The organism is Thalassobaculum litoreum DSM 18839 (assembly GCF_900102465.1).
Lineage (GTDB): Bacteria > Pseudomonadota > Alphaproteobacteria > Thalassobaculales > Thalassobaculaceae > Thalassobaculum > Thalassobaculum litoreum.
In genome coordinates this window covers 68,061-87,103 of the sequence record NZ_FNBW01000005.1, presented here as the reverse complement: position 1 = coordinate 87,103, position 19,043 = coordinate 68,061, and the positions used below count along the sequence as shown (strand labels likewise).

At 66.8% G+C, this 19,043-nt stretch carries 18 protein-coding genes; 7 read left to right on the top strand and 11 right to left on the bottom strand.

Features of this window, described 5'->3' with window-relative positions; genetic code table 11:
* Positions 1–37: 37 nt before the first annotated feature.
* Positions 38–262, top strand: a complete 225-nt coding sequence (locus tag BLS34_RS09250; protein ID WP_028792784.1) for a hypothetical protein — start codon at positions 38–40, stop codon at positions 260–262.
* The gene (locus tag BLS34_RS09245) at positions 259–1,680 is read left to right on the top strand and encodes an amidase (protein WP_093149803.1); all 1,422 of its coding nucleotides are present in this window, start codon (positions 259–261) and stop codon (positions 1,678–1,680) included. Before BLS34_RS09250 ends, BLS34_RS09245 begins: the two co-directional genes overlap by 4 nt.
* Before the next feature lie 4 nt (positions 1,681–1,684).
* Here BLS34_RS09245 and BLS34_RS09240 read toward each other — a convergent pair whose 3' ends face one another.
* The 8 genes from BLS34_RS09240 to BLS34_RS09205 all read right to left on the bottom strand — a co-directional run bounded on the left by BLS34_RS09240 (position 1,685) and on the right by BLS34_RS09205 (position 10,106).
* Positions 1,685–2,608 (bottom strand): DMT family transporter, encoded by a 924-nt coding sequence (locus BLS34_RS09240; protein ID WP_051243575.1) that lies wholly within the window; start codon positions 2,606–2,608, stop codon positions 1,685–1,687.
* A 13-nt stretch (positions 2,609–2,621) separates the two neighbouring features.
* Complete coding sequence (locus tag BLS34_RS09235) at positions 2,622–3,620, bottom strand: asparaginase (protein ID WP_093149801.1); 999 nt, start codon at positions 3,618–3,620, stop codon at positions 2,622–2,624.
* A complete protein-coding gene (locus tag BLS34_RS09230) occupies positions 3,617–4,330 on the bottom strand; it encodes an isochorismatase family protein (protein ID WP_093149799.1) in 714 nt (237 codons plus the stop codon). Before BLS34_RS09230 ends, BLS34_RS09235 begins: the two co-directional genes overlap by 4 nt.
* A 36-nt stretch (positions 4,331–4,366) precedes the next feature.
* Positions 4,367–5,383: an ABC transporter ATP-binding protein gene (locus BLS34_RS09225; RefSeq protein WP_028792788.1), complete on the bottom strand. Its 1,017-nt coding sequence runs from the start codon at positions 5,381–5,383 to the stop codon at positions 4,367–4,369.
* 16 nt (positions 5,384–5,399) lie between these two features.
* Positions 5,400–6,536 carry an ABC transporter ATP-binding protein gene (locus BLS34_RS09220; RefSeq protein WP_051243580.1) on the bottom strand — a complete coding sequence of 379 codons (1,137 nt, stop codon included), beginning with the start codon at positions 6,534–6,536 and terminating at the stop codon, positions 5,400–5,402.
* 11 nt (positions 6,537–6,547) lie between these two features.
* Positions 6,548–7,450, bottom strand: a complete 903-nt coding sequence (locus BLS34_RS09215) for an ABC transporter permease (RefSeq protein WP_028792789.1) — start codon at positions 7,448–7,450, stop codon at positions 6,548–6,550.
* Between the two features lie 20 nt (positions 7,451–7,470).
* Positions 7,471–8,427 carry an ABC transporter permease gene (locus BLS34_RS09210; RefSeq protein ID WP_028792790.1) on the bottom strand — a complete coding sequence of 319 codons (957 nt, stop codon included), beginning with the start codon at positions 8,425–8,427 and terminating at the stop codon, positions 7,471–7,473.
* Positions 8,428–8,519: 92 nt separating this feature from the next.
* On the bottom strand, positions 8,520–10,106 hold the full coding sequence (locus BLS34_RS09205; RefSeq protein WP_028792791.1) for an ABC transporter substrate-binding protein: 1,587 nt from the start codon (positions 10,104–10,106) through the stop codon (positions 8,520–8,522).
* Between the two features lie 604 nt (positions 10,107–10,710).
* Between BLS34_RS09205 and BLS34_RS09200 the strand changes: the two genes are divergently transcribed.
* Together BLS34_RS09200 and BLS34_RS09195 are read left to right on the top strand one after the other, a co-directional pair.
* Entirely contained in the window at positions 10,711–10,929 is a 219-nt protein-coding gene (locus BLS34_RS09200) for a hypothetical protein (RefSeq protein ID WP_028792792.1), read from the top strand.
* Positions 10,926–12,344, top strand: coding sequence for an amidase (locus tag BLS34_RS09195; protein WP_093149797.1), 1,419 nt, complete (start codon positions 10,926–10,928; stop codon positions 12,342–12,344). Before BLS34_RS09200 ends, BLS34_RS09195 begins: the two co-directional genes overlap by 4 nt.
* Positions 12,345–12,441: 97 nt before the next feature.
* Here the strand turns inward: BLS34_RS09195 and BLS34_RS09190 are convergent, their stop codons facing one another.
* Positions 12,442–12,936 carry a hemerythrin domain-containing protein gene (locus BLS34_RS09190; protein ID WP_175474169.1) on the bottom strand — a complete coding sequence of 165 codons (495 nt, stop codon included), beginning with the start codon at positions 12,934–12,936 and terminating at the stop codon, positions 12,442–12,444.
* A 210-nt stretch (positions 12,937–13,146) separates the two neighbouring features.
* On the opposite strand from BLS34_RS09190, the gene BLS34_RS09185 reads away from it, so the two are divergent.
* Together BLS34_RS09185 and BLS34_RS09180 are read left to right on the top strand one after the other, a co-directional pair.
* Complete coding sequence (locus tag BLS34_RS09185; RefSeq protein ID WP_093149793.1) at positions 13,147–15,789, top strand: cation-translocating P-type ATPase; 2,643 nt, start codon at positions 13,147–13,149, stop codon at positions 15,787–15,789.
* A gap of 412 nt (positions 15,790–16,201) precedes the next feature.
* Positions 16,202–16,630, top strand: a complete 429-nt coding sequence (locus BLS34_RS09180; protein ID WP_028792796.1) for a PAS domain-containing protein — start codon at positions 16,202–16,204, stop codon at positions 16,628–16,630.
* 15 nt (positions 16,631–16,645) lie between these two features.
* On the opposite strand, the gene BLS34_RS09175 is transcribed toward BLS34_RS09180, so the two are convergent.
* Entirely contained in the window at positions 16,646–17,215 is a 570-nt protein-coding gene (locus BLS34_RS09175) for a helix-turn-helix domain-containing protein (RefSeq protein WP_093149790.1), read from the bottom strand.
* Positions 17,216–17,289: 74 nt separating this feature from the next.
* Here BLS34_RS09175 and BLS34_RS09170 point away from each other — a divergent pair, with 74 nt between their 5' ends.
* Positions 17,290–18,045, top strand: coding sequence for an aspartate/glutamate racemase family protein (locus tag BLS34_RS09170; RefSeq protein ID WP_093149787.1), 756 nt, complete (start codon positions 17,290–17,292; stop codon positions 18,043–18,045).
* On the opposite strand, the gene BLS34_RS09165 is transcribed toward BLS34_RS09170, so the two are convergent.
* Positions 18,042–18,974, bottom strand: coding sequence for a LysR family transcriptional regulator (locus BLS34_RS09165; RefSeq protein WP_093149786.1), 933 nt, complete (start codon positions 18,972–18,974; stop codon positions 18,042–18,044). The genes BLS34_RS09170 and BLS34_RS09165 overlap by 4 nt on opposite strands.
* Between the last annotated feature and the right edge of the window lie 69 nt (positions 18,975–19,043).

Genomic DNA, 19,043 nt, shown 5'->3' with positions numbered 1-19,043 from the left:
CGGGACACGCCCGCGTCGGCCTTCAGGGAGACATACCATGGACGACGACGCCCTCCGCCGTCAGTACGACGGCCTGATCGAGCGTGCGGGCCTGCGCATCCCGCAGGACCGCGAGCAGACCATGTTCAACGCCTTCAAGCAGGTCCAGGCCTGGACCGACGTGGTGCGCAGCCGCAAATCGGCTGCGCTGGAGCCCGCCAACGTGTTCGCCTACGAGACCGTCAGCCGGCTCGCCGAGGGCGGCAAGGGAGGTGCGCCATGAGCGAGCTGCTGGATCTCTCCATCGCCGAGCTCGGCCGCGGCTACCGCGACGGCTCGGTCTCCCCGGTCGCCGTCACCGAAGCCGCGCTGGAGCGGATCGAGGCCACCAACGACACGCTGCACAGCTTCAACACCGTGACGGCCGATCTGGCGCTGGCCCGCGCGGCGGCGGCCGAAAAGGAACTGGCGAGCGGCACCGACCTCGGCCCAATGCATGGCGTGCCGTTCGGGGTGAAGGACATCTACAACACCGAAGGCGTGCTCACCTCCTGCCAGTCGCACCTGCGCTCCGAGTTCGTGCCCGACGCCAATGCCCATTCGGTGCAGCTCCTGCTCGACGGCGGCGCGGTGATGCTCGGCAAGTGCGCGACCATCGAGTTCGCCACCGGCGCGCCGAACGATGAAACCTTCTTCCCGCCGGCGCGCAATCCGTGGAACCTCGACCACATCCCGGGCGGCTCCTCCTCCGGCTCCGGAGCGGCGGTCGCCGTGGGCATCACGCGCATGGCGCTCGGCTCCGACACCGGCGGCTCGATCCGCGGCCCGGCCGCCCTGTGCGGCACGGTGGGCATGAAGCCGACCTACGGACGGGTGAGCCGGCGCGGCGTGTTTCCGCTGTCCTACACCATGGACCATTGCGGCCCGCTGAGCTGGAGCGTTGAGGACGCGGCGATCTCGCTGTCGGTGATGGCCGGCTTCGATCCGCTCGACCCGGCCTGCGCCGATGTCCCGGTGCCGGACTACACCGCCGCCCTCGGCAGGGGCGTGGCCGGCATGAAGATCGCCTTTGTCGAGCACTGGATCGAGGAGGAAGGCACCGCCGACCCGGAAGCGGTCAAGGCGATCCACACCGCCCTCGACATGCTGCGCTCCGAAGGGGCGACGGTGGAGACCGTGCAGCTCTCGCCCTACGACCTCTATCAGGCCTGCGCCCGCCTGCTGGTGCTGCCGGAATGCTACGCGATCCACGAGCACGACCTGATCGAGCGGCCGGAACTCTACGGCCGGCCGACCCGGGAGCGGCTGATGGCCGGCGCCTTCGTGCGCGGCTCCGACTATGTGGAGGCCCTGCGGGTTCGGCGCGAGCTGGCGATCGAGGTGAACAACGTGATCCTGGGCCAATACGACGCCCTGATCGCGCCGTGCTCGGTGGTGACCGCCGGCCGGTTCGACGCCCTGGGCGACGACCCGATGAAGCTGTCCGGCATGATGACCCAGCCGTTCAACGTCACCGGCAACCCGGCCATGTCGGTCTGCGCCGGCTACCACAGCAACGGCCTGCCGCTGTCGATGCAGATCGTCGGCAAGGCGTTCGACGAGGCGGCGGTGTTCCAGGTCGGCGCCGCCTACGAGGCCGCCACGGAATGGCGCAAGCACCGCCCCTCGAAGCTCGCCGCCCAGGCCGCCGCCGCGGAGTGACCGGTCACAGCCTGGGGGCCCGCCGCGCGCGCCCCTCGCTGCGGTAGACGACCCAGGTGCTGGCGAGCACCAGCGCGGAGCCCGCCAGCACCACCGGCCCCGGCCAGTCGCCGAAGGCGAAAAAGCCGATCAGCAGCGCCCAGATCATCTTGGTGTAGTTCATCGGCGCGATGGTCGCCGCAGGCGCGTGGAACAGCGCCCGCGTGGTCATGTACTGCGCCCCGCCCGAGGCCAGCCCCATGGCGATCAGCCCGGCGAGCTGCCACGGCGTCGGGGTCACCCACACCGCCGGCAGCAGCGGGATGACCATGGCAGAGGACAGCCCCATGAACGCGAACACGATGGTCATGGTGGAATCGTGCTTGCTGAGATGGCGGGTGATCAGCACCGCACCGGCCGACAGCACCGTGCCGGCGAGGCTGTAGAGCGCCCCCGGACGGATCACGTCCCCGCCCGGCTGGACCATGAACATCACCCCGGCGAAGCCGACGCCGACAGCCACCCATTTCACCCACCCCACGGCCTCCCGCAGCAGCGGCGCCGACAGGGCGGTCACGATCAGCGGTGCCGCGAAATTGATCGCCGTCGCATCGGCCAGCGGGAGGCGCTCGTAGCCGGCGAAGATCAGCCCGATCGCGGCGGACATGAGCGCGGCATGCAGCAGATGCCACGCCGGCATACGCGTCCGCAGCCGCCGCCAGCCGCCGAACCACATGATCACCATCGCCAGTGGGATCATGGCGAAGGCGTTGCGGAAGAACATGATCTGTACGACCGGGAACAGCTCGGTCTGCGCCTTGACCACGCCGTTCAGGATCGAGAACAGCAGAAGGCCGACCAGCATCAGGAGAATGCCGCGCCGGCCGTCCGGCTGCGTGGGAGCCGGCAGGACCGGATCCGCCGCATTGGCGGGATCGGCGGTCGCCATGGAGTGATCTCCGTCAGTAGGTGGCGAAGATCCGCTCGATCTCCGCCGGGTCGCTGGTCACCGACAGGGCGAAGGCCAGCAGGATGCGGGCCTTCTGCGGGTTGAGGTTGTCGGCGATGAGGAAGCCGTTCTCCTTGAGCTTGGTGCTCTTGAAGGTCCGCCCGCTGCCGGCCCGGCTGGACTGGACGACGGTGATCCCCGTCTCCACCGCCTCCTTCAGCGGCCCCTCGTCGCCCGGGCCGCAGAAGCCCGGCGCGAAGCCGGCCGACACGATGCCCTTGGCCCCGGCCTCGATGAAGGCGCGGGCGGCCGTGCCGTCGGAACCGCAATAGGCATAGACGATGTCGACCCGGGGCAGGCTGTCCATGGTGCGGATGTCGAACTCGGTATCCGGGGCGTGGCGGCGCAGCGGCTTGCGGTAGAACGCCACCGCGTCGCCGTCGGCATGGCCGAGGCAGCCGAAATCCGGGCTGCGGAAGGTCTGCATCCGGTAGGTGGAGGTCTTGGTGACCTCGCGAGCCGACTGGATCTCGTCGTTGAGCAGGGTCATCACCCCCATTCCCCGGGCCTGCGGGCTCGCCGCCGTGCGGATGCCGTTGACCAGGTTGAACCCGGCATCGGTCGACAGCGCGCTGGACGGCCGCTGGGAGCCGATGACCACCACCGGAAGCTCGGTCTTGACCGTCAGGTGGAGGACATAGGCGGTCTCCTCCAGCGAGGCGGTGCCGTGGGTGACCACGAAGCCGGCGAGGTCCGGATTGGCCGCCGCCACCTCGTCGATCTTGAGCACCAGCTCCTTCCATTCGGCGAAGCCCATGGACGGGCTGGGGATGGCGCGGAACGGCACGACGAGGACGTCGGCCACCTCGTGCACTTCGGGGAACAGCTCGACGATCTTGTCGACTTCGAGCATGGAATTGTTGGCCCCGTAGTCGAGGATGTCGAGGGGTCCCTTGCCGATCGAGGCGATGGTGCCACCGGTGCCGATCACTGCGACCTTGGGCTTGCTCATTCGGCGGCCACCTGAGCGCTATCGGCGTTCTTGTGCAGGATCTCGACCAGTTCGTCGGTGCTGTAGATGTCACCGAAGGTCAGGTAGAAGTTGGTCAGGGCCGAGTTGTGCTCGATATCGGTGATCGCGGCGTTGCCGTCGGTCACCATCACGACCTTGTAGTTCAGCATCATCGCGTCGCGCGCCGAGGACTCGCAGCACACATTGGTCAGCGTACCGGTGATCAGCAGCGTGTCGATGCCCTCGGCCTTCAGGATCTCGTGCAGGTCGGAGGAGCCCTCGACGAACGCCGAGTAGCGGTTCTTCAGGACCTTGCGGTCGCCGTCCTTCACGTCGAGCTCGGCCCAGAGCTGGTGGCCGAGGCCGCCCGGCGACATGGACTCGATGCGCTTGGCGACCTTGGCGGGCGGGGTCATGGCGTGCAGGTTCGACCAGCTCTCCAGACAGTTCTCGTCGTGGGTGTTCTGGATCCAGTAGACCTGCCCGCCGGTGGCGCGCACCGCCTCCGCCAGCCGGTTCACATTGGGAACGATGTCTCGGGCCTGGACACAGAGCGCGTGGGCCACGTCGTCCATCATGAAGCCGTTCTGCAGGTCGATGACGATCAGTGCGGTCTTCGAGGGATCGAGGCCGGCATGGGGATGGGGCGTGCCCAGTCGGGCGGTCACGAAGTCGATCACGCGCTGGGAAATGTCGGTCTTGTTCATCATGTCAGCCTCCCTGGCGACAGCGTTTCCTGTTGGGGATCATTCGGCGGGAACGAGTTCCTTCTGACGCACGGAATCCGGCGCCACCTTGATGCAGCGGGCCATGCGCCCGGCATCGAAGATCACCTCCGGCGGCAGGGCCGTGGTGCAGGCGGCCTCGGCATACTTGCAGCGCGGGGCGAAGGCACAGCCCGGCGGCATGGCGCGCAGGTCGGGCGGGCTGCCGGGGATCGCCTCGATATCCTTGCCGCGCATGTTGCCGTGCACGGTGGAGGACAGCATGCCCTGGGTGTAGGGGTGCTTGGGGTTGCCGAGCACCTCCTGCACAGTCCCGGTTTCGACGATCCGGCCGGCATACATGACCGCGACCCGGTCGGCGATCTCCGCCGCCACGCCCAGATCGTGGGTGACGAAGATCACCCCCATGCCCATCTCCGCCTGGATCTTGCGCAGCAGGATCAGCACCTGGATCTGCACCGTGGCGTCCAGCGCCGTGGTCGGCTCGTCGGCCAGCAGCAGCTTCGGTCGGCAGGACAGCGCCATGGCGATCATCGCGCGCTGGCGCAGGCCGCCGGACAGTTCGTGCGGGAACGCCCTCAGCCGCCGTTCGGCCGACGGGACCTTGACCAGTTCCAGCAGCTCCAGCGCCCGCTCCATGCCCTGATCGTAGGTGCAGCCCTCGTGCCGGCGCACGGTTTCGGCGATCTGGTGACCGACGGTGTAGACCGGGTCCAGGGCCGTCATCGGCTCCTGGAAAATCATGGAGACCAGGCCGCCGCGCAGGTCGGACAGCTCCTTCCCCTTGAGCGACAGCACGTCCTTGCCATCGACCTCGACGGTGCCGGTGATCCGGGCCCGGCGCTCCGGCAGCAGGCGCATCAGGGCGCGCATGCTCACGCTCTTGCCGGAGCCGGACTCGCCGATGATGCAGAGCACCTCGCCGGCCTTGAGGGTGAGGTTCACGTCGTTCACCGCGCTGACCGTGCTCTCGCGGGTGACGAACTTGACGTTGAGGTCCTGGAGGCGGACCAGCGGGGGGGTGCCGGTATCAGTCATCGCGCTGCCCTCCTTCTCAATCGCCGCCGGCCATGGCGGCCTCGGTACGTTTCGGGGTCGGCGGTACCGGCGCACCGGCGGCGACCGAGTGGCCGGAATTCGGCACGAACATATGGCAGGCGGTGACATGGGCCTCCGCCGACAGCCACTCGCCGAGGATCGGCCGATCGATCTCGCAGATCTTCTCCGCGTGCTTGCAGCGGGTGCGGAAGCGGCAGCCAGAGGGCGGATTGATCGGGTTCGGCGGATCGCCGACCAGCGGCGGCTCCTCGATCCGGTCGTCCGGGTCCATGGACAGGCGCGAGGCCAGCAGGGCCTGGGTATAGGGGTGCTTGGGGTTCTCGTAGATCTCGTCCACCGGACCGATCTCGACCACCTCGCCCAGATACATCACCAGCACGCGGTCGCTGACGTATTGGACCACGTTCAGGTCGTGGGAGATGAAGACATAGGTCAGGTTGAAATGTTGCTTGAGGTAGCGCAGCAGGTTCAGCACCTGGGCCTCGACCGACTTGTCCAGGGCGGAGACCGCCTCGTCCAGGATCACCACGCGCGGCTCCAACACCAGAGCACGGGCGATGTTCACCCGCTGCTTCTGGCCGCCGGACAGCTCGTGCGGATAGCGCGGGCCGAACAGGTTCGGATCGAGCCCGACCTTGGTCAGCAGCTCGCGCGCCGCCGCCTTGGCCTCCGCCTCGCTCGCCCCGTGCACCTTCTTGCCGTAGGCGATCGAGTCCTCGACCGGCATGCGCGGGTTCAGGGACGAGTAGCTGTCCTGGAACACCATCTGCATCAGCCGGCGCATGTCGCGCACCAGCAGCCCGTCCTTCTCGCCGACCGCGTCGCCGTCGAAGATCAGCTCGCCGCTGTCCGGCTCGATCAAATGCATCAGCAGCCGGGCGAGCGTGGACTTGCCGCAGCCGGACTCGCCGACCACGCCCAGGGTCTCGCCCTTCATCACCGTGAAGCTCACGCCGTCCACCGCGCGGACATGGCCGACCGCCCGGTTGAACACGCCGCCGGTGATCGGGAAATGCTTCTTCAGCTCGCGGGCGATCAGCATCGGCTGGCGCTCGCCGCCTCGGTCGCGGAGGTCCTTGCGATCGACGGCACTCAACGCCGGCGCCTTACGGGTATCCTCGGTCACGGTCATCGGCTCGCTCCTTACAATCGGACATCCATGGCCGAGCGCAGTCCGTCGCTGACCAGGTTGAAGCAGATCGAGGTGATCAGGATGGCCACCCCCGGGATCGCGCAGACCACCGGGTTGATGTAGATGGCCTGGCGCAGGGTGTTCAGCATCAGCCCCCAATCCGGCTCCGGCGGGGTCACGCCGAGACCGAGAAAGGACAGACCGGAGGCCAGCAGGATGCTGACGCTCACCATGCTCGAGGAGTAGACGAGGATCGGGCCCAGCACATTGCCGAGGATATGGACCCGGATGATGCTGAACGTCTTCGCACCCGTGGCCCGGGCCGCCTCGACGAAGTCGAGATTGCGGACCTGGGATGTCGCGGTCTCCGCCACCCGACAGAGCGGCGGAATGAACACCAGGGTCAGGGACAGCATACCGTTGACGACGCCGCCCCCCATGGCGCCGGAGATGGCGACCGCCAGCAGGATCGAGGGGAAGGCGTAGAACACGTCGACCACGCGCATGATCAGCATATTGGTCCGGCCGCCGACGAAGCCGGCGACGATGCCGAGCGTGCCGCCGACCAGGGTCGCCACCAGCACCGGCATGATGCCCATGGTGAGCGAGATCCGTCCGCCATAGAGCATGCGCGACAGGATATCGCGGCCGAGCTCGTCGGTGCCGAGAATGAAGTCCTTATAGCCGATCGGCTTCAGCCGGTTGATCAGGCTGCTCTCGTAAGGATCCATCGGCGCCAGAAGCGGCGCGAAGACCGCCGACAGCAGGATCAGCATCACCATCGCGCCGAAGAACAGCGTCAGGTAGTCGTAGCGCAGCCGATAACCGACATTCTGCCAGTAGCTGCGAACCCGGACGGCCGGGGCGCCTTGGACGGCCACCGCATCGGCCGGGGACATGGTGATGTTCGCCATGGGGGATACCCTCCTCTGCCTCAGCTGCGCTTCAGCCGCGGATCGACCATCGTCTGCAGCAGATCGATGACCAGGTTGGTGGCGACGAAGATCATCGCCAGCACGAGGATCGTGCCCTGCAGGACCGGAAGGTCGCGGGTCAGGATCGCCTTGTTCAGCAGGAAGCCGGTGCCGGGCCAGGTGAAGATCGTCTCCACCAGGATCGACCCGCCCATCAGATAGCCGAACTGCAGCCCCATCACGGCCAGCACCTGCGGCAGGGCATTCTTGATGACGTGAACCAGAATCTCCCGCTCGCCCAGCCCCTTTGCCCGCAGCGTCTCGACGAAGTCCTGGTTCAGAACCTCGGCCACCGCGGCGCGGGTGGTGCGGGTGATGATGCCGATCGGGATCATCGACAGGGTGAGCATCGGCATCAGCAGATGGCGGAAGTGATCCCACTCCCAGAAATTGAAGGTGTCGGATCCGCGCGGTCCCATACCGGTGGCCGGCAGCACGTTCAGCTCGACGGCGAAAATGATGACCAGAACGATCCCGAGCCAGTAGTTCGGGATACTGACGCCGATCACCGCGATACCGGTCACCGCGCGGTCTACCGGACCACCGGAGTGGTAGCCGGCGACGAGGCCCATGACGAAGGCCAGAGAGAAGGCGACGACGACGGCGCCCCCGGCGAGCAGGATCGTGTTGCCGAGCGCCTTGAAGAGATCGTCGGTGACGGCGCGGCCGGAGGCGATGGAATTTCCGAAGTCGCCGGTCAGAACCTTGCCGAGCCAGATGAAGTACTGAACCGGGATTGGCTTGTCGAAGCCGTAGGCCTTCTTGACCATGGCGATGGTCTCGGCGCTGGCATCCTCGGGAAGCAGCGTGTTCAGCGGATCGCCCGGCGCGATATACACCAGAGCGAAGCAGACGATGCTCACGCCTAGGGCAATGGGAATCACGAACAGCAAGCGGCGCAGAATATAGGCGATCATCGAAAGGTCCCTTCGGCTCGGAGAGGGCTCTGGCGAGGGAGGTCCGGCCGACCCCGGGTGGGCGGGCCGGCCGGACCGTCGTGGGTCGGGGCTTACTCGACCACGATGGGGGTCAGGTCCTGGAACCAGCTCTGGGCCTGAACGAAACCCTTCACGTTCGGCGCGATGGCCCGTGGGTTTACGTCGTGGGCGACCATGAGCATCGTCGCGTCATCGACCATCATCTCGTGCAGCTTGGTCAGCTTCTCCATGCGCACCTGCGGGTCGAAGGCGGCGTAGATCTCGTCGATCACGGTATCGACCTCGGGGTTGGTGTAGTGCCCCCAGTTCGACCCCTTCGGCGCATGTTGCAGGGTATAAACGTGGCGGATCAGGGCGCTGAACGGATCCTGCAGGGCGCGGCTGATGTTGATGCCGTCGATCTGCGGGTTCTTCTCACGGCCCGGGCGACCGACATCGAGCAGCGCGTTCCAGTCCATGACGTCCAGGGTGGTGTCGAAGCCGACCGCATCGAGCTGGCTCTTCACCAGTTCGTTCATCGGCAGCGGCTGCATCTGACCGGACCCCGAGGTGGAGATCGCCAGGGTGATCTTGCACGGGTGGCAGCCGGCCTCCTTCAGCAGCGCGGTCGCCTTCTCCGGGTCGTACTCGTAGACGTATTCCGGCTTGCCGTAATACGGCGTCGATGGCGGCACGATGCCGTAGCCCTCGATCATGTAGCCGCCGAGCAGGGCCTTGAACTCAGACCGGTTGAGCGCGTAGTTCGCGGCGCGGCGGACCTTCACGTCCTTGAAGGCGCCGTCGACGAAGTTGAGCTGGTAGGACCAGTTGTGCGGGTACGGGGCCGTCACGATGGTCATGCCCGAGGATTCGAGCCGCGGAATGGTATCCGGCGACGGCGCCTCGATGAAGTCGACCTGGCCCGACAGCAGGGCGGCGGCCCGGGTCGTCGCCTCCGGCATCGGGATCAGCACCAGCCGGTCGTGCTTCGGGATCCGCTTCTCGTCCCAGTAGTCGGCGTTCTTGACCAGCTCCAGGCGCTCCTGCGCCACCATGCTGGCGAACTTGTACGGACCGGTGCCGGACGGATCGACGGCATACTTCTCATAGTCGTTGCCGAGCTCGGTGAGCTTGCAGCGGCTGATCATGAACCAGTACGAGAGCTGGTAGGGGAACAGCGCGTCCGGCTGCTTGGTGATGAAGGCGACCGTGTGGTCGTCGATCACCTCGACCTTGTCGATGATGCCGGTGCGGTTCCGGATGTCGGCGAACTGCTTGGCGTTGAACTGCGGGGCCTTGTCGTCCGAGACGCGGGCGAAGTTCCAGGCCACGTCCTCGGCGACGAAATCGCAGCCGTCATGCCACTTCACGCCCTCGCGCAGCTTGACGATCCAACGGGTGTGGTCGTTGGGATCGATGTCCCAAGAGGTCGCCAGACCCGGCTTGATGTCGGCGGCGGTTTCGCCCTGGGACAGGTCCCAGAGCGTCAGGGTGTCGTACAGATTGTAGCCGACGAACCGGTAGCCCTCGAACCCCTGGTCGGGCTGACCGATCGTGACCGGAATGTCGCCTGCCGTCATGGCGACGCGAAGCACGGACTCGGCCGACGCCGGAAGCGCCGCCATCGCCAGTCCGGCAGACACGGCGATCGCCGATGCCAGTGTCTTGAAGTTACGCATTGTGAAGCCTCCTTGCGTGTACCCGCCGCACTGTTCGCAACGCCCCGAACCCGCTTGGACCGCCCCGTTTGGGAGATCCGCCGGACTTCCTTCGGCGCTGCCCGTCCCAGCACTCCGAAGAGAGCGGGGCCGGGCGCACGTTCCGCGACATGGCTTCAAGGTTTTGCAATCGGCGTGCCGAAATAGGCCAAATTGTATCCAATACACTTTGACGCATCGATTTTGGACCGGACCCTGCGTCGTATAATCGAACGCATTCAAAGCTATAGCAGAGCCTCGTTGAATTTAAGCGGCCGCAGGAAGGATCGAATTCCGGCTTTCCGGGTTCATAAAACCCACCTCAACATCATGCTGCATCGCAATATTGTGCACAATTAGAATCCAGTTTATGCGCGTTTGATGACCACAGTTGTAACTTTCGGAAATACAGAATCTGTATATCCGACATAAATAACTGAAATCACTGATATATGCGAATCTGATCCCGCCGCTTAATTGTGCAGCGCAAAAGGACTCGACGAAGCGGGGCTAATTTTGGATACAATTTACCTGCGCGCGTGATGCCATCCGCGTGTCGACCGGCCATTTCCCGAGGAGTTCCGCGATGTCCACCGACGATCGAACCGCGTCCATGCGCCATGCCTTCGAGGCCATGACCGCCCTCAACGGTCTCACCCTCCCGCCCGAGCGGGTGGAGACGATCTACGAGGGCTTCGTCGGCCTGCAGGCGATGACCGCCGATCTGCGCCGTCCGCGCACGGCGGCCGCCGAGCCGGCCGGCATCTTCGTTCCTGACACCATCATCCGGAGTGCCGCACCATGACCGAACCTTTGGAAACCCTCTCCATCGCCGACCTCGGCACCGGGCTGCGCAACGGGTCCCTCACGTCGGCCAAGATCACCGAACACTGCCTCAGCCGCATCGCCGAGCTGGATCCGGCGCTGAACGCCTTCATCACGGTGACCGGCGACCGCGCCATGCAGGACGCCGCCAAGGCCGACAGGGAACTGGCCGACGGCACCGACCGCGGCCCGATGCATGGCATCCCCTATGGCCTGAAGGACATCTACGACACCGCCGGCATCCGCACGACGTGCCATTCCAAACTGCGCGAGGACGTGATCCCGGCGACCGACAGTGTCTGCGCCGAGAAGCTGGCGCAGGCCGGCGGCGTGCTGCTCGGCAAGCTGTCGACCCATGAGTTCGCCTTCGGCGGCCCGTCCTTCGACCTGCCCTTCCCGCCGGCGCGCAATCCTTGGAATCGCGACCACGGCCCGGGCGGCTCGTCCAGCGGCTCGGGGGCGGCGGTCGCCATGGGCATGATGCGCACGGCCATGGGCTCCGACACCGGCGGCTCGATCCGCGGTCCGGCAGCCTATTGCGGCGTCATCGGCATCAAGCCGACCTACGGCTTGGTCAGCCGGCGCGGCGTGTTCCCGCTGTCCTACACCATGGACCATTGCGGCCCGCTGTCGAAGACGGTGGAGGACGCGGCGATCACCTTGCAGGCGGTGGCGGGCTACGACGCCATCGACCCGGCCTGCGCCGACATGCCGGTGCCGGATTTCCGCGCGTCGCTGAATGCCGGCGTGAAGGGCATGAAGATCGGCCTACTACGGTCGTTCTACGCCGACGCCGAGGGCATGGCGCCGGAGAGCAGTGCGGCCATCGACGCAGCGGCGGAGACCCTGCGCAGCCTCGGCGCCGAGGTCGAGGACGTCCAGGGCGCCTCGCCCTTCACCCAGTACAATTCCTGCGGCCGGGTGATCCTGCTGGCCGAGGCCTATGCGATTCATGAGGAGGATCTGAAGACCCGGCCGCTCGACTTCGGCCAGCTCACCATGGAGCGGATCATGCTGGGCGCCTATATCTCGGCCGCCGATCTGGTCCAGGCCCAGCGCCTGCGCCGCGAGCTGAGCCAGGAGGTGAACAGCATCTTCCTGAAGCAGTACGACGTCCTGCTGGCCCCGTCTTCGATGACCCCGGCCCCGCGGATCGATGCGCCGCAGAAGGGATTCCCCCTCGCCTGGCCGATGCAGACCATGCCGTTCAATGTCACCGGCAACCCGGCGATGTCGATCCCGATCGGCTTCAGCGACAGCGGCCTGCCGCTGTCGATGCAGATCGTCGGCGGCTATTTCGACGAGGCGACGGTGTTCCGGGTCGGCCAAGCCTACGAGGCTGCGACCCAATGGCACCTGAAATGGCCGGAGCCGGCCCTGGTGGAAGCCGCCTGACCGTCAGGCCGAACGGCAACCGGCCGCGCCTCCTATCGGAAGCGCGGCCGGCCGGTCTTCTACAATAGAGCCGGACTTCTACACTAAAGATAGGCGATCAGTCGCCCGTCTCTTCCTTGTGGATCTCGCGGTACTTGGCGCCGAGCTCGCGCGCCTTGTCGTCGGACAGCACGTCGGAGACCAGCGGCAGCACGTCCTCCTCTTCCTCCTCCAGGTGATGGAAGACGTCGTGGCGGAGTTCCTCGAATTTCTCGTCCCAGTCCTCGTCGTCCGGGGACATGGCCTCCATCTGCTCGATCACCTTCTTGTGCTCGCCATGCTCGGAGATGGCATGCAGGCTCTCGTGGCGGGCGTCCTTGGAGGTCTGGACCAGAGCGTTGAACAGGCTCTCTTCCTCCGCCTCGTGATGGGCCAGGAGTTCCTGCTTGGCCTTGGCCCACAGGTCGTTTCGGGCCTTCTTGTCGGCGTCCTTCTCGGCGTGGAGGCGATCGAACAGCGCGCGCAGCCGGTTATGCTCGGCAGCGATCACGTCGACGATGGTGTCCGACTTCTTCCCGCTGGCGGATTGGCGCTCCATGGTGTTCGTCGCCATTTCACTCTCCTGACATGGTGGTGAGCGTACGTTCCGCCGGTCGGCGTGTCCGCTCGTCATGATGCTGATGTGATGAAGGGAACGACCTACAAGTCGAACGGTTCCAAACCGTCGACCTGCGGTCCCGCGGCATCGGCGACTGGTCGCATTGCACCGCAACATCGAATGCTTCATACCGGGGCGACATAGATACGCTGCGGATGCGACCCCATGGCTTTCCCGACCGGCCTGACACAGGAAGAAGCGGAGAACCGCCTGCGGCAATACGGCCCCAACCGGCTGCCGGAACCGAAGGCGCCCGGGCTCGCCGTCCTTTTTATCCGCCAGTTCCTCAGCCCGTTCATCTACATCCTGATGATCGCGGCGGCGGTCTCCTTCGCCATCGGCCAGGTGCCGAGCGGCGCCTTCATCGTCGCCGTGCTGCTGATCAACGCGCTGATCGGCACGGTGCAGGAGCATGCCGCCCAGAAATCGGCCTCGGCCCTGCGCAAGATGGTACGCGGCTCCGCCCGGGTGATCCGCGACGGCCGGCCCCACACGATCGACAGCGAGGCGGTCGTGCCCGGCGACCTGCTGCTGCTCGCCTCGGGCGACAAGGTTCCGTCAGATGTGAAACTGCGCGACGCCCAGAATCTGGCGGTCGACGAGTCCATGCTGACCGGGGAGTCCGTTGCCGTCAGCAAGAGCGTGGCGGTGGCCGTTCCGGCCGACGCCCCCCTCGCCGAGCGCCGGGACACCTGCTTCGCCGGCACTGTCGTCACCCATGGTCGGGCGGAGGGCGAGGTCATCGCCACCGGCCTTGCCACCGAGCTGGGCTCCATCGCCGGGGAGGTCTCCGCCCGTCGGGTGTCCGAGCCGCCGCTGATGATCCGGGTGCGCCGCTTCACCTATCAGGTCGCCGCCGGCATCGCGGTCGCCATCGCCGCCCTGGTCGCCCTGATGCTGGCGGTCGGCGGCTACAGCACCTCGGAAATGGCGCTGATGGCGATCGGTCTCGCGGTGTCGACCATCCCCGAGGGCCTTCCCGCCGCCCTGACCGTGGCGCTCGCCATCGGCATGGACCGCATGGCCAGGCACAACGTCATCATCCGCAAGCTGATCGCCGTGGAGGCGCTGGGTTCCTGCACCTTCATTTGCTCCGACAAGACCGGCACCCTGACGGTCAACGAGATGACGGCCAGCCGGATCGTCCTGCCCGACGGAATCAGCTTCGCGGTCACCGGCGCCGGCATCGGTCCCGGCACGGTCGAGGAGCACGACACCGGCAATGGCGCCTCCGTGCCGGTCGGCCCGCATCTGGACCGCCTGCGGGCGCTGTGCACCACCGGCACCCTGGCGAACGAGAGCCACCTGGACTATGCCGGCCGCGAGACCTGGGACTTCGACGGCGACATCGTCGACGTGGCGTTCCTGGTGCTGGCCAAGAAGCTAGGCCTGTCGATCAGCGGTCTGCATGCCGAGCAGGACCGGGTGGAACTGGTGCCCTACGAGTCCGAACGGGCGCTGTCGGGCAGTCTCACCCGCTGGTCGGAGCGGCATTTCCTGCATGTGAAGGGCAGCCCGGAAAAGCTGCTGGCGATGTCCACGCATATGCAGACCGCCGCCGGTCGGGTGCCGATCGACCATGCCGCCGTCACCGCTCAGTTCGAAGGTCTGGCCAGCGACGGTTATCGGGTGATCGCATTGGCCCGCCGCGAGCTGCCGGAGCGCGGGCCGGCGCTGCGGGCGATGGAGGAGATGACCCTGCTGGGCATGGTCGCGATGATCGACCCGATCCGCCCGGAGGCGCGCGAGGCCGTCGACCGCTGTCGCGCCGGCGGGATCGAGGTCGCGATGATCACCGGCGACCACCCGGCCACCGCCCATGCCATCGCCCGGGATCTGGACATCGCCGGACCTGACGATCCGGTGGTCACCGGCAGCGACCTGAAGGCGGCCGAGGCGAAGGGCCTGGAGCATATCGACGCCCTGGTCCGCGATGCCCGGGTCTTTGCCCGGATCGAGCCGCTGCAGAAACAGCAGATCGTGGAATCCCTGATGCGGGCCGGGCATTTCGTGGCGGTCACCGGCGACGGGGTGAACGACGCCCCGGCCATGCACCGGGCCAATGTCGGCATCGCCATGGGCAAACGCGGCACCGATGTCGCCAAGGAGGCGGCCGACCTGATCATCACCGACGACAAATTCTCCTCCATCGTCGATGGAGTCGAGCAGGGCCGGGTGGTCTACAACAACATCCGCAAGGTGGTCGGCCTGCTGATCGCCACCGGCTTCTCCGCCATCCTGCTGTTCTTCCTGTGCGTGCTGACCGGCCTGCCGATGCCGCTGACCGCGGTCCAACTGCTCTGGCTCAACCTGGTCGCCAACGGGCTGCAGGATGTCGCCCTGGCTTTCGAGCCGAAGGAGGGCGGCGAGCTGTCGAAGCGACCGCGCCGGCCGGGCGAGCCGATCTTCGAGCGGCGCATCGTCGAGCATGTGCTGATCATCGGCGGCGCGATGGGCGTGCTGGCCTACGCCACGTTCGAGGCCCTGCTGGCGATGGGCTACGACCTCGACATGGCGCGCAACCTGACGCTGATGCTGATGGTGTTGTTCGGCAATATCCACGCCCTGTGCAGCCGGTCGGAGACCCGCTCGATCTTCCGCATCCCGCTGCTGGCCAACCCGTTCCTGATGCTGGCGGTCCCGATCGCACAGCTCGTCCATATCGGCTCGATGTACGTGCCGGGACTCAGCGACGTGCTGGCGATCCAGCCGATCGGCTGGCACGAATGGGCCTCGATGCTGGCGGTGGCCCTGGTGCTGCTGGCCCTGGAGGAAGCGCACAAGGCCTGGCACCGGCGGACGGGCTAAGCCACCCCGTATCCGCCGCCGGAGGAGTCGGCGATGACCCGGTCGCCCCAGGCGATGCGCAGGTTGGTCTTGCCAGGCAGCGCCGCCTCGGTGCCGTCGGCCCGCTCGCGGTAGACCCGGCGTAGCCCGTCGCCGTCGGCCAGGACGCGCTGCGCAAGCGCGGGCTGATCGCCACGGGCCGCCTTTCACCAATCTGTGAGAGGCACTCTCTGGAGGTTTTATTAAGCATCTGATTATACGAATGCTTAACGCCTCCTGCCTATCATGACACGTGACAGATGGTGGACATCCGCTCGAGGGTTCGCCGGATACCCGTACCAGCTCTTGCGGCATGGCCGCTTGAGGTAGGTCATCTCGTTTCCGCAGTCTCCGGTCAGGCGCCCCTCGAACTCGAAGACGTGACAGGTCAAGAATGTCGAAGATTGAGCAAAGTCTGGACTACTGGCAGTCGATCCGAGGCGATCGGCCGACTCCGCAGCGGATCGACTTCGATCCCGCGGACATCCCGGGATTGCTGCCTAATGTGGTGTTTCTCGACGTCCTGGACCGCGGCGGCGACTTCCGCTTCCGGGTGATCGGTGACGCCGTACGCTCGGCCTCCCGCGGCAACTATACCGGCCAGTTGGTGGGCTCACTGCCCCATATCACCGACGACGGGCCACTGATGACCGCCCTGCGCAAGGCGGTGGCGACCCGCGCGCCGGTGCATGCGCCGGTGCCCTATGCGGGGCCCTTCAAGGAAGTCACCCTGCGCGATCACCTGATCATGCCGCTGACCGGCGAGAACGGCGAGGTCTCGCACCTGCTGGTGACCATCGACCTGGTGGACTCGCGTCGCTGAAAGTTGCGGGCCGGTTCAGCCGCTCTCGATCACGACCAGCGCTTCGGTATCCGGTTCCAGCGCCTCGTAGACATGCTCCCGGGCCGCCGGGAAGGTGAGGTAGTCGCCGGGCAGCAGATCCTCCTCGGCGCCGACAGGCCCGACCCGCGCCCGCCCCGACAGCAGCACGATATGCTCGACTCGCGCCGTGGCATGCGGGGCCGACACCTTGCGCGCGCCCGGCTGGAAGGCCACCCGGTAGAGATCGCGCGTCGCACCCGCGGGGCAGCGCGACAGAAGCGTCACCCCGTAATCCGCCGCATCCGCGCGCAGGTCGCTCGCCTCGCCCCGCCGGACCAGCCGGGCCTGGCCGCCCGGCTGGTCGATCAGGTCGCTCACGCTGACGTTCAGGGCGCCGCTCAGGGCCCAGAGGGTCTCCAGGCTCGGGTTCCCCTCACCGGACTCCAGCCGCGACAGGTTCGACTTGGCGATCCCCGCTGCCCTTGCCACCTCGCTGAGGGACATGCCTGTCTGTTTGCGTCTGGCCTGCAGCATCTGGGCGAAGGCGCGGCGGCGGGCGGCATCGTCCCGGTCCTCATTGGTCATGGCGCGGCACTCCGAGTTTGACGGTAGCGACGTTCGTTCCATATATTGAACGAACGATCGAATGAGAGACCGCCATGACTTATCCCGATCCCGACCCCACCGTCACCCAGAAACCCGCCGCGCGGACGCCGAAGACCATCGGCATCGTCGCCTGCTCGTCGGAGGGTGCCGCCCTGTGTTACCGGACGCTGTGCGCCCGGGCACCCGCCCTGCTGGGGCCGCACGCCCACCCGGAGATCGCGCTACACGGCACCTCGCTGGCCGCGTATGTCGCGGCCCTCGATGCCGGCGACCTGGCGGAAGTTGGGGCGATCATGCTGAGGTCGGCGCAGAAGCTGGCGGCAGCGGGAGCGGAGTTCCTGATCTGTCCGGACAACACGATCCACGCCGCCATGGACCATGTGCGACCGCGCTCGCCCCTGCCATGGCTGCATATCGCCGAGGCCGTGACCGACGAGGCCCGACGCCGCGGCGTGCGGCGGGCGGCCCTGCTCGGCACCCGCTGGCTGGTCGACAGCTCGGTCTATCCCGACGCGCTGGCCGACCAGGGCATCGGATTCCTGAGGCCGGAGGAGGACGAGAAGGACGCCGTCGCCCGCATCATCATGGACGAGTTGGTGAACGACATTCAGGCCGAGAGCTCGACCGCCTATCTGCAGGGGCTGATCGCGCGGATGCGGGACCGCGGCTGCGACGCCGTCATCCTGGGCTGCACCGAACTGCCGCTGGTCCTGTCGGACGGGAACTCGGCCCTGCCGACCCTGGATTCCACCCGCCTGCTCGCCGATGCGGCCCTTCGGCACGCGATCGGCGGGGCAACGAAGTCTTAGCTGCCCACCGCCGCGAGATCGTTGACCGGAGTGGGGACGGCGACCCGCCCTTCCATTTCCGCCCGGGTGTCTTGGAACAGCCGAACCAGAGCGTCCATGACCACGCGGATGCGCGGCAGCGACCGCATGTCGCGGTGCACCAGCATCCATTCGTCGACCACCACCTCGCTAAGGATCGGAGTCAGCCGGACAAGGGCCGGATCCTTGTCGCCGAGGAAACAGGGCAGCACGCCCACCCCGTGGCCGTTATGGATCGCGTGGTACAGCACCACCCCGTTATTGGTGCGCACCTCCGGCGCGGTTCCCTGGAGCAGATCCACCTGCCATTGCTGGCCCGGCATGTAGACATGGTCGTCGTCGAAGCCGATCCACGGCAGCGCGCGCAGGGCGGCCGGACTGCCGTCGGACCCGGCCGCGAACTCGCGGACGCCATAGACCGCATAGGCGAAGCGGCCGAGCTTGCGGCCCACCAGATGGGCGCTGTCGGGGAAGGTGTTGCGGATCAGCAGGTCGGCCTCGCGCCGCGACAGGTTGGCCGAGGTATGGGCGACGGCGATCTCGAACTCGATGCAGCGGTGGTTCTCGCGCAGGCGCATCAGGTGGCGGGAGATGAACTCCGCCATGGTCTCGTCGACCGAGATCCGCACGGTGCCGAGATGGGTATCGGTCAGGCCGGCGCTGCGCCGGGCCAGCGCCTGGGCCGCCTGCTCCATCGCCCGGACCTCGTCCAGCAGATGGGTCGCCGCCAGGGTCGGCACGAAGCGGTCGGGCAGCCGTTCGAACAGCCGCGAGCCGAGTTCGTCCTCCAGCGCCTTAACCCGGCGCGCGACGGTCGGATGGCTGACCTTCAGCTTGCGGGCGGCGGCCGTCAGGCTGCCTTCCTCGGCCAGGGCGAGAAACACCCGGAGATTGTCCCAGTCGCTGATCATCGCATCCTCCGATCACGGCAGAAGCCGCCCAGCCTGATCTCTTCGTTCGATACTGTGCGTTCATGCCGC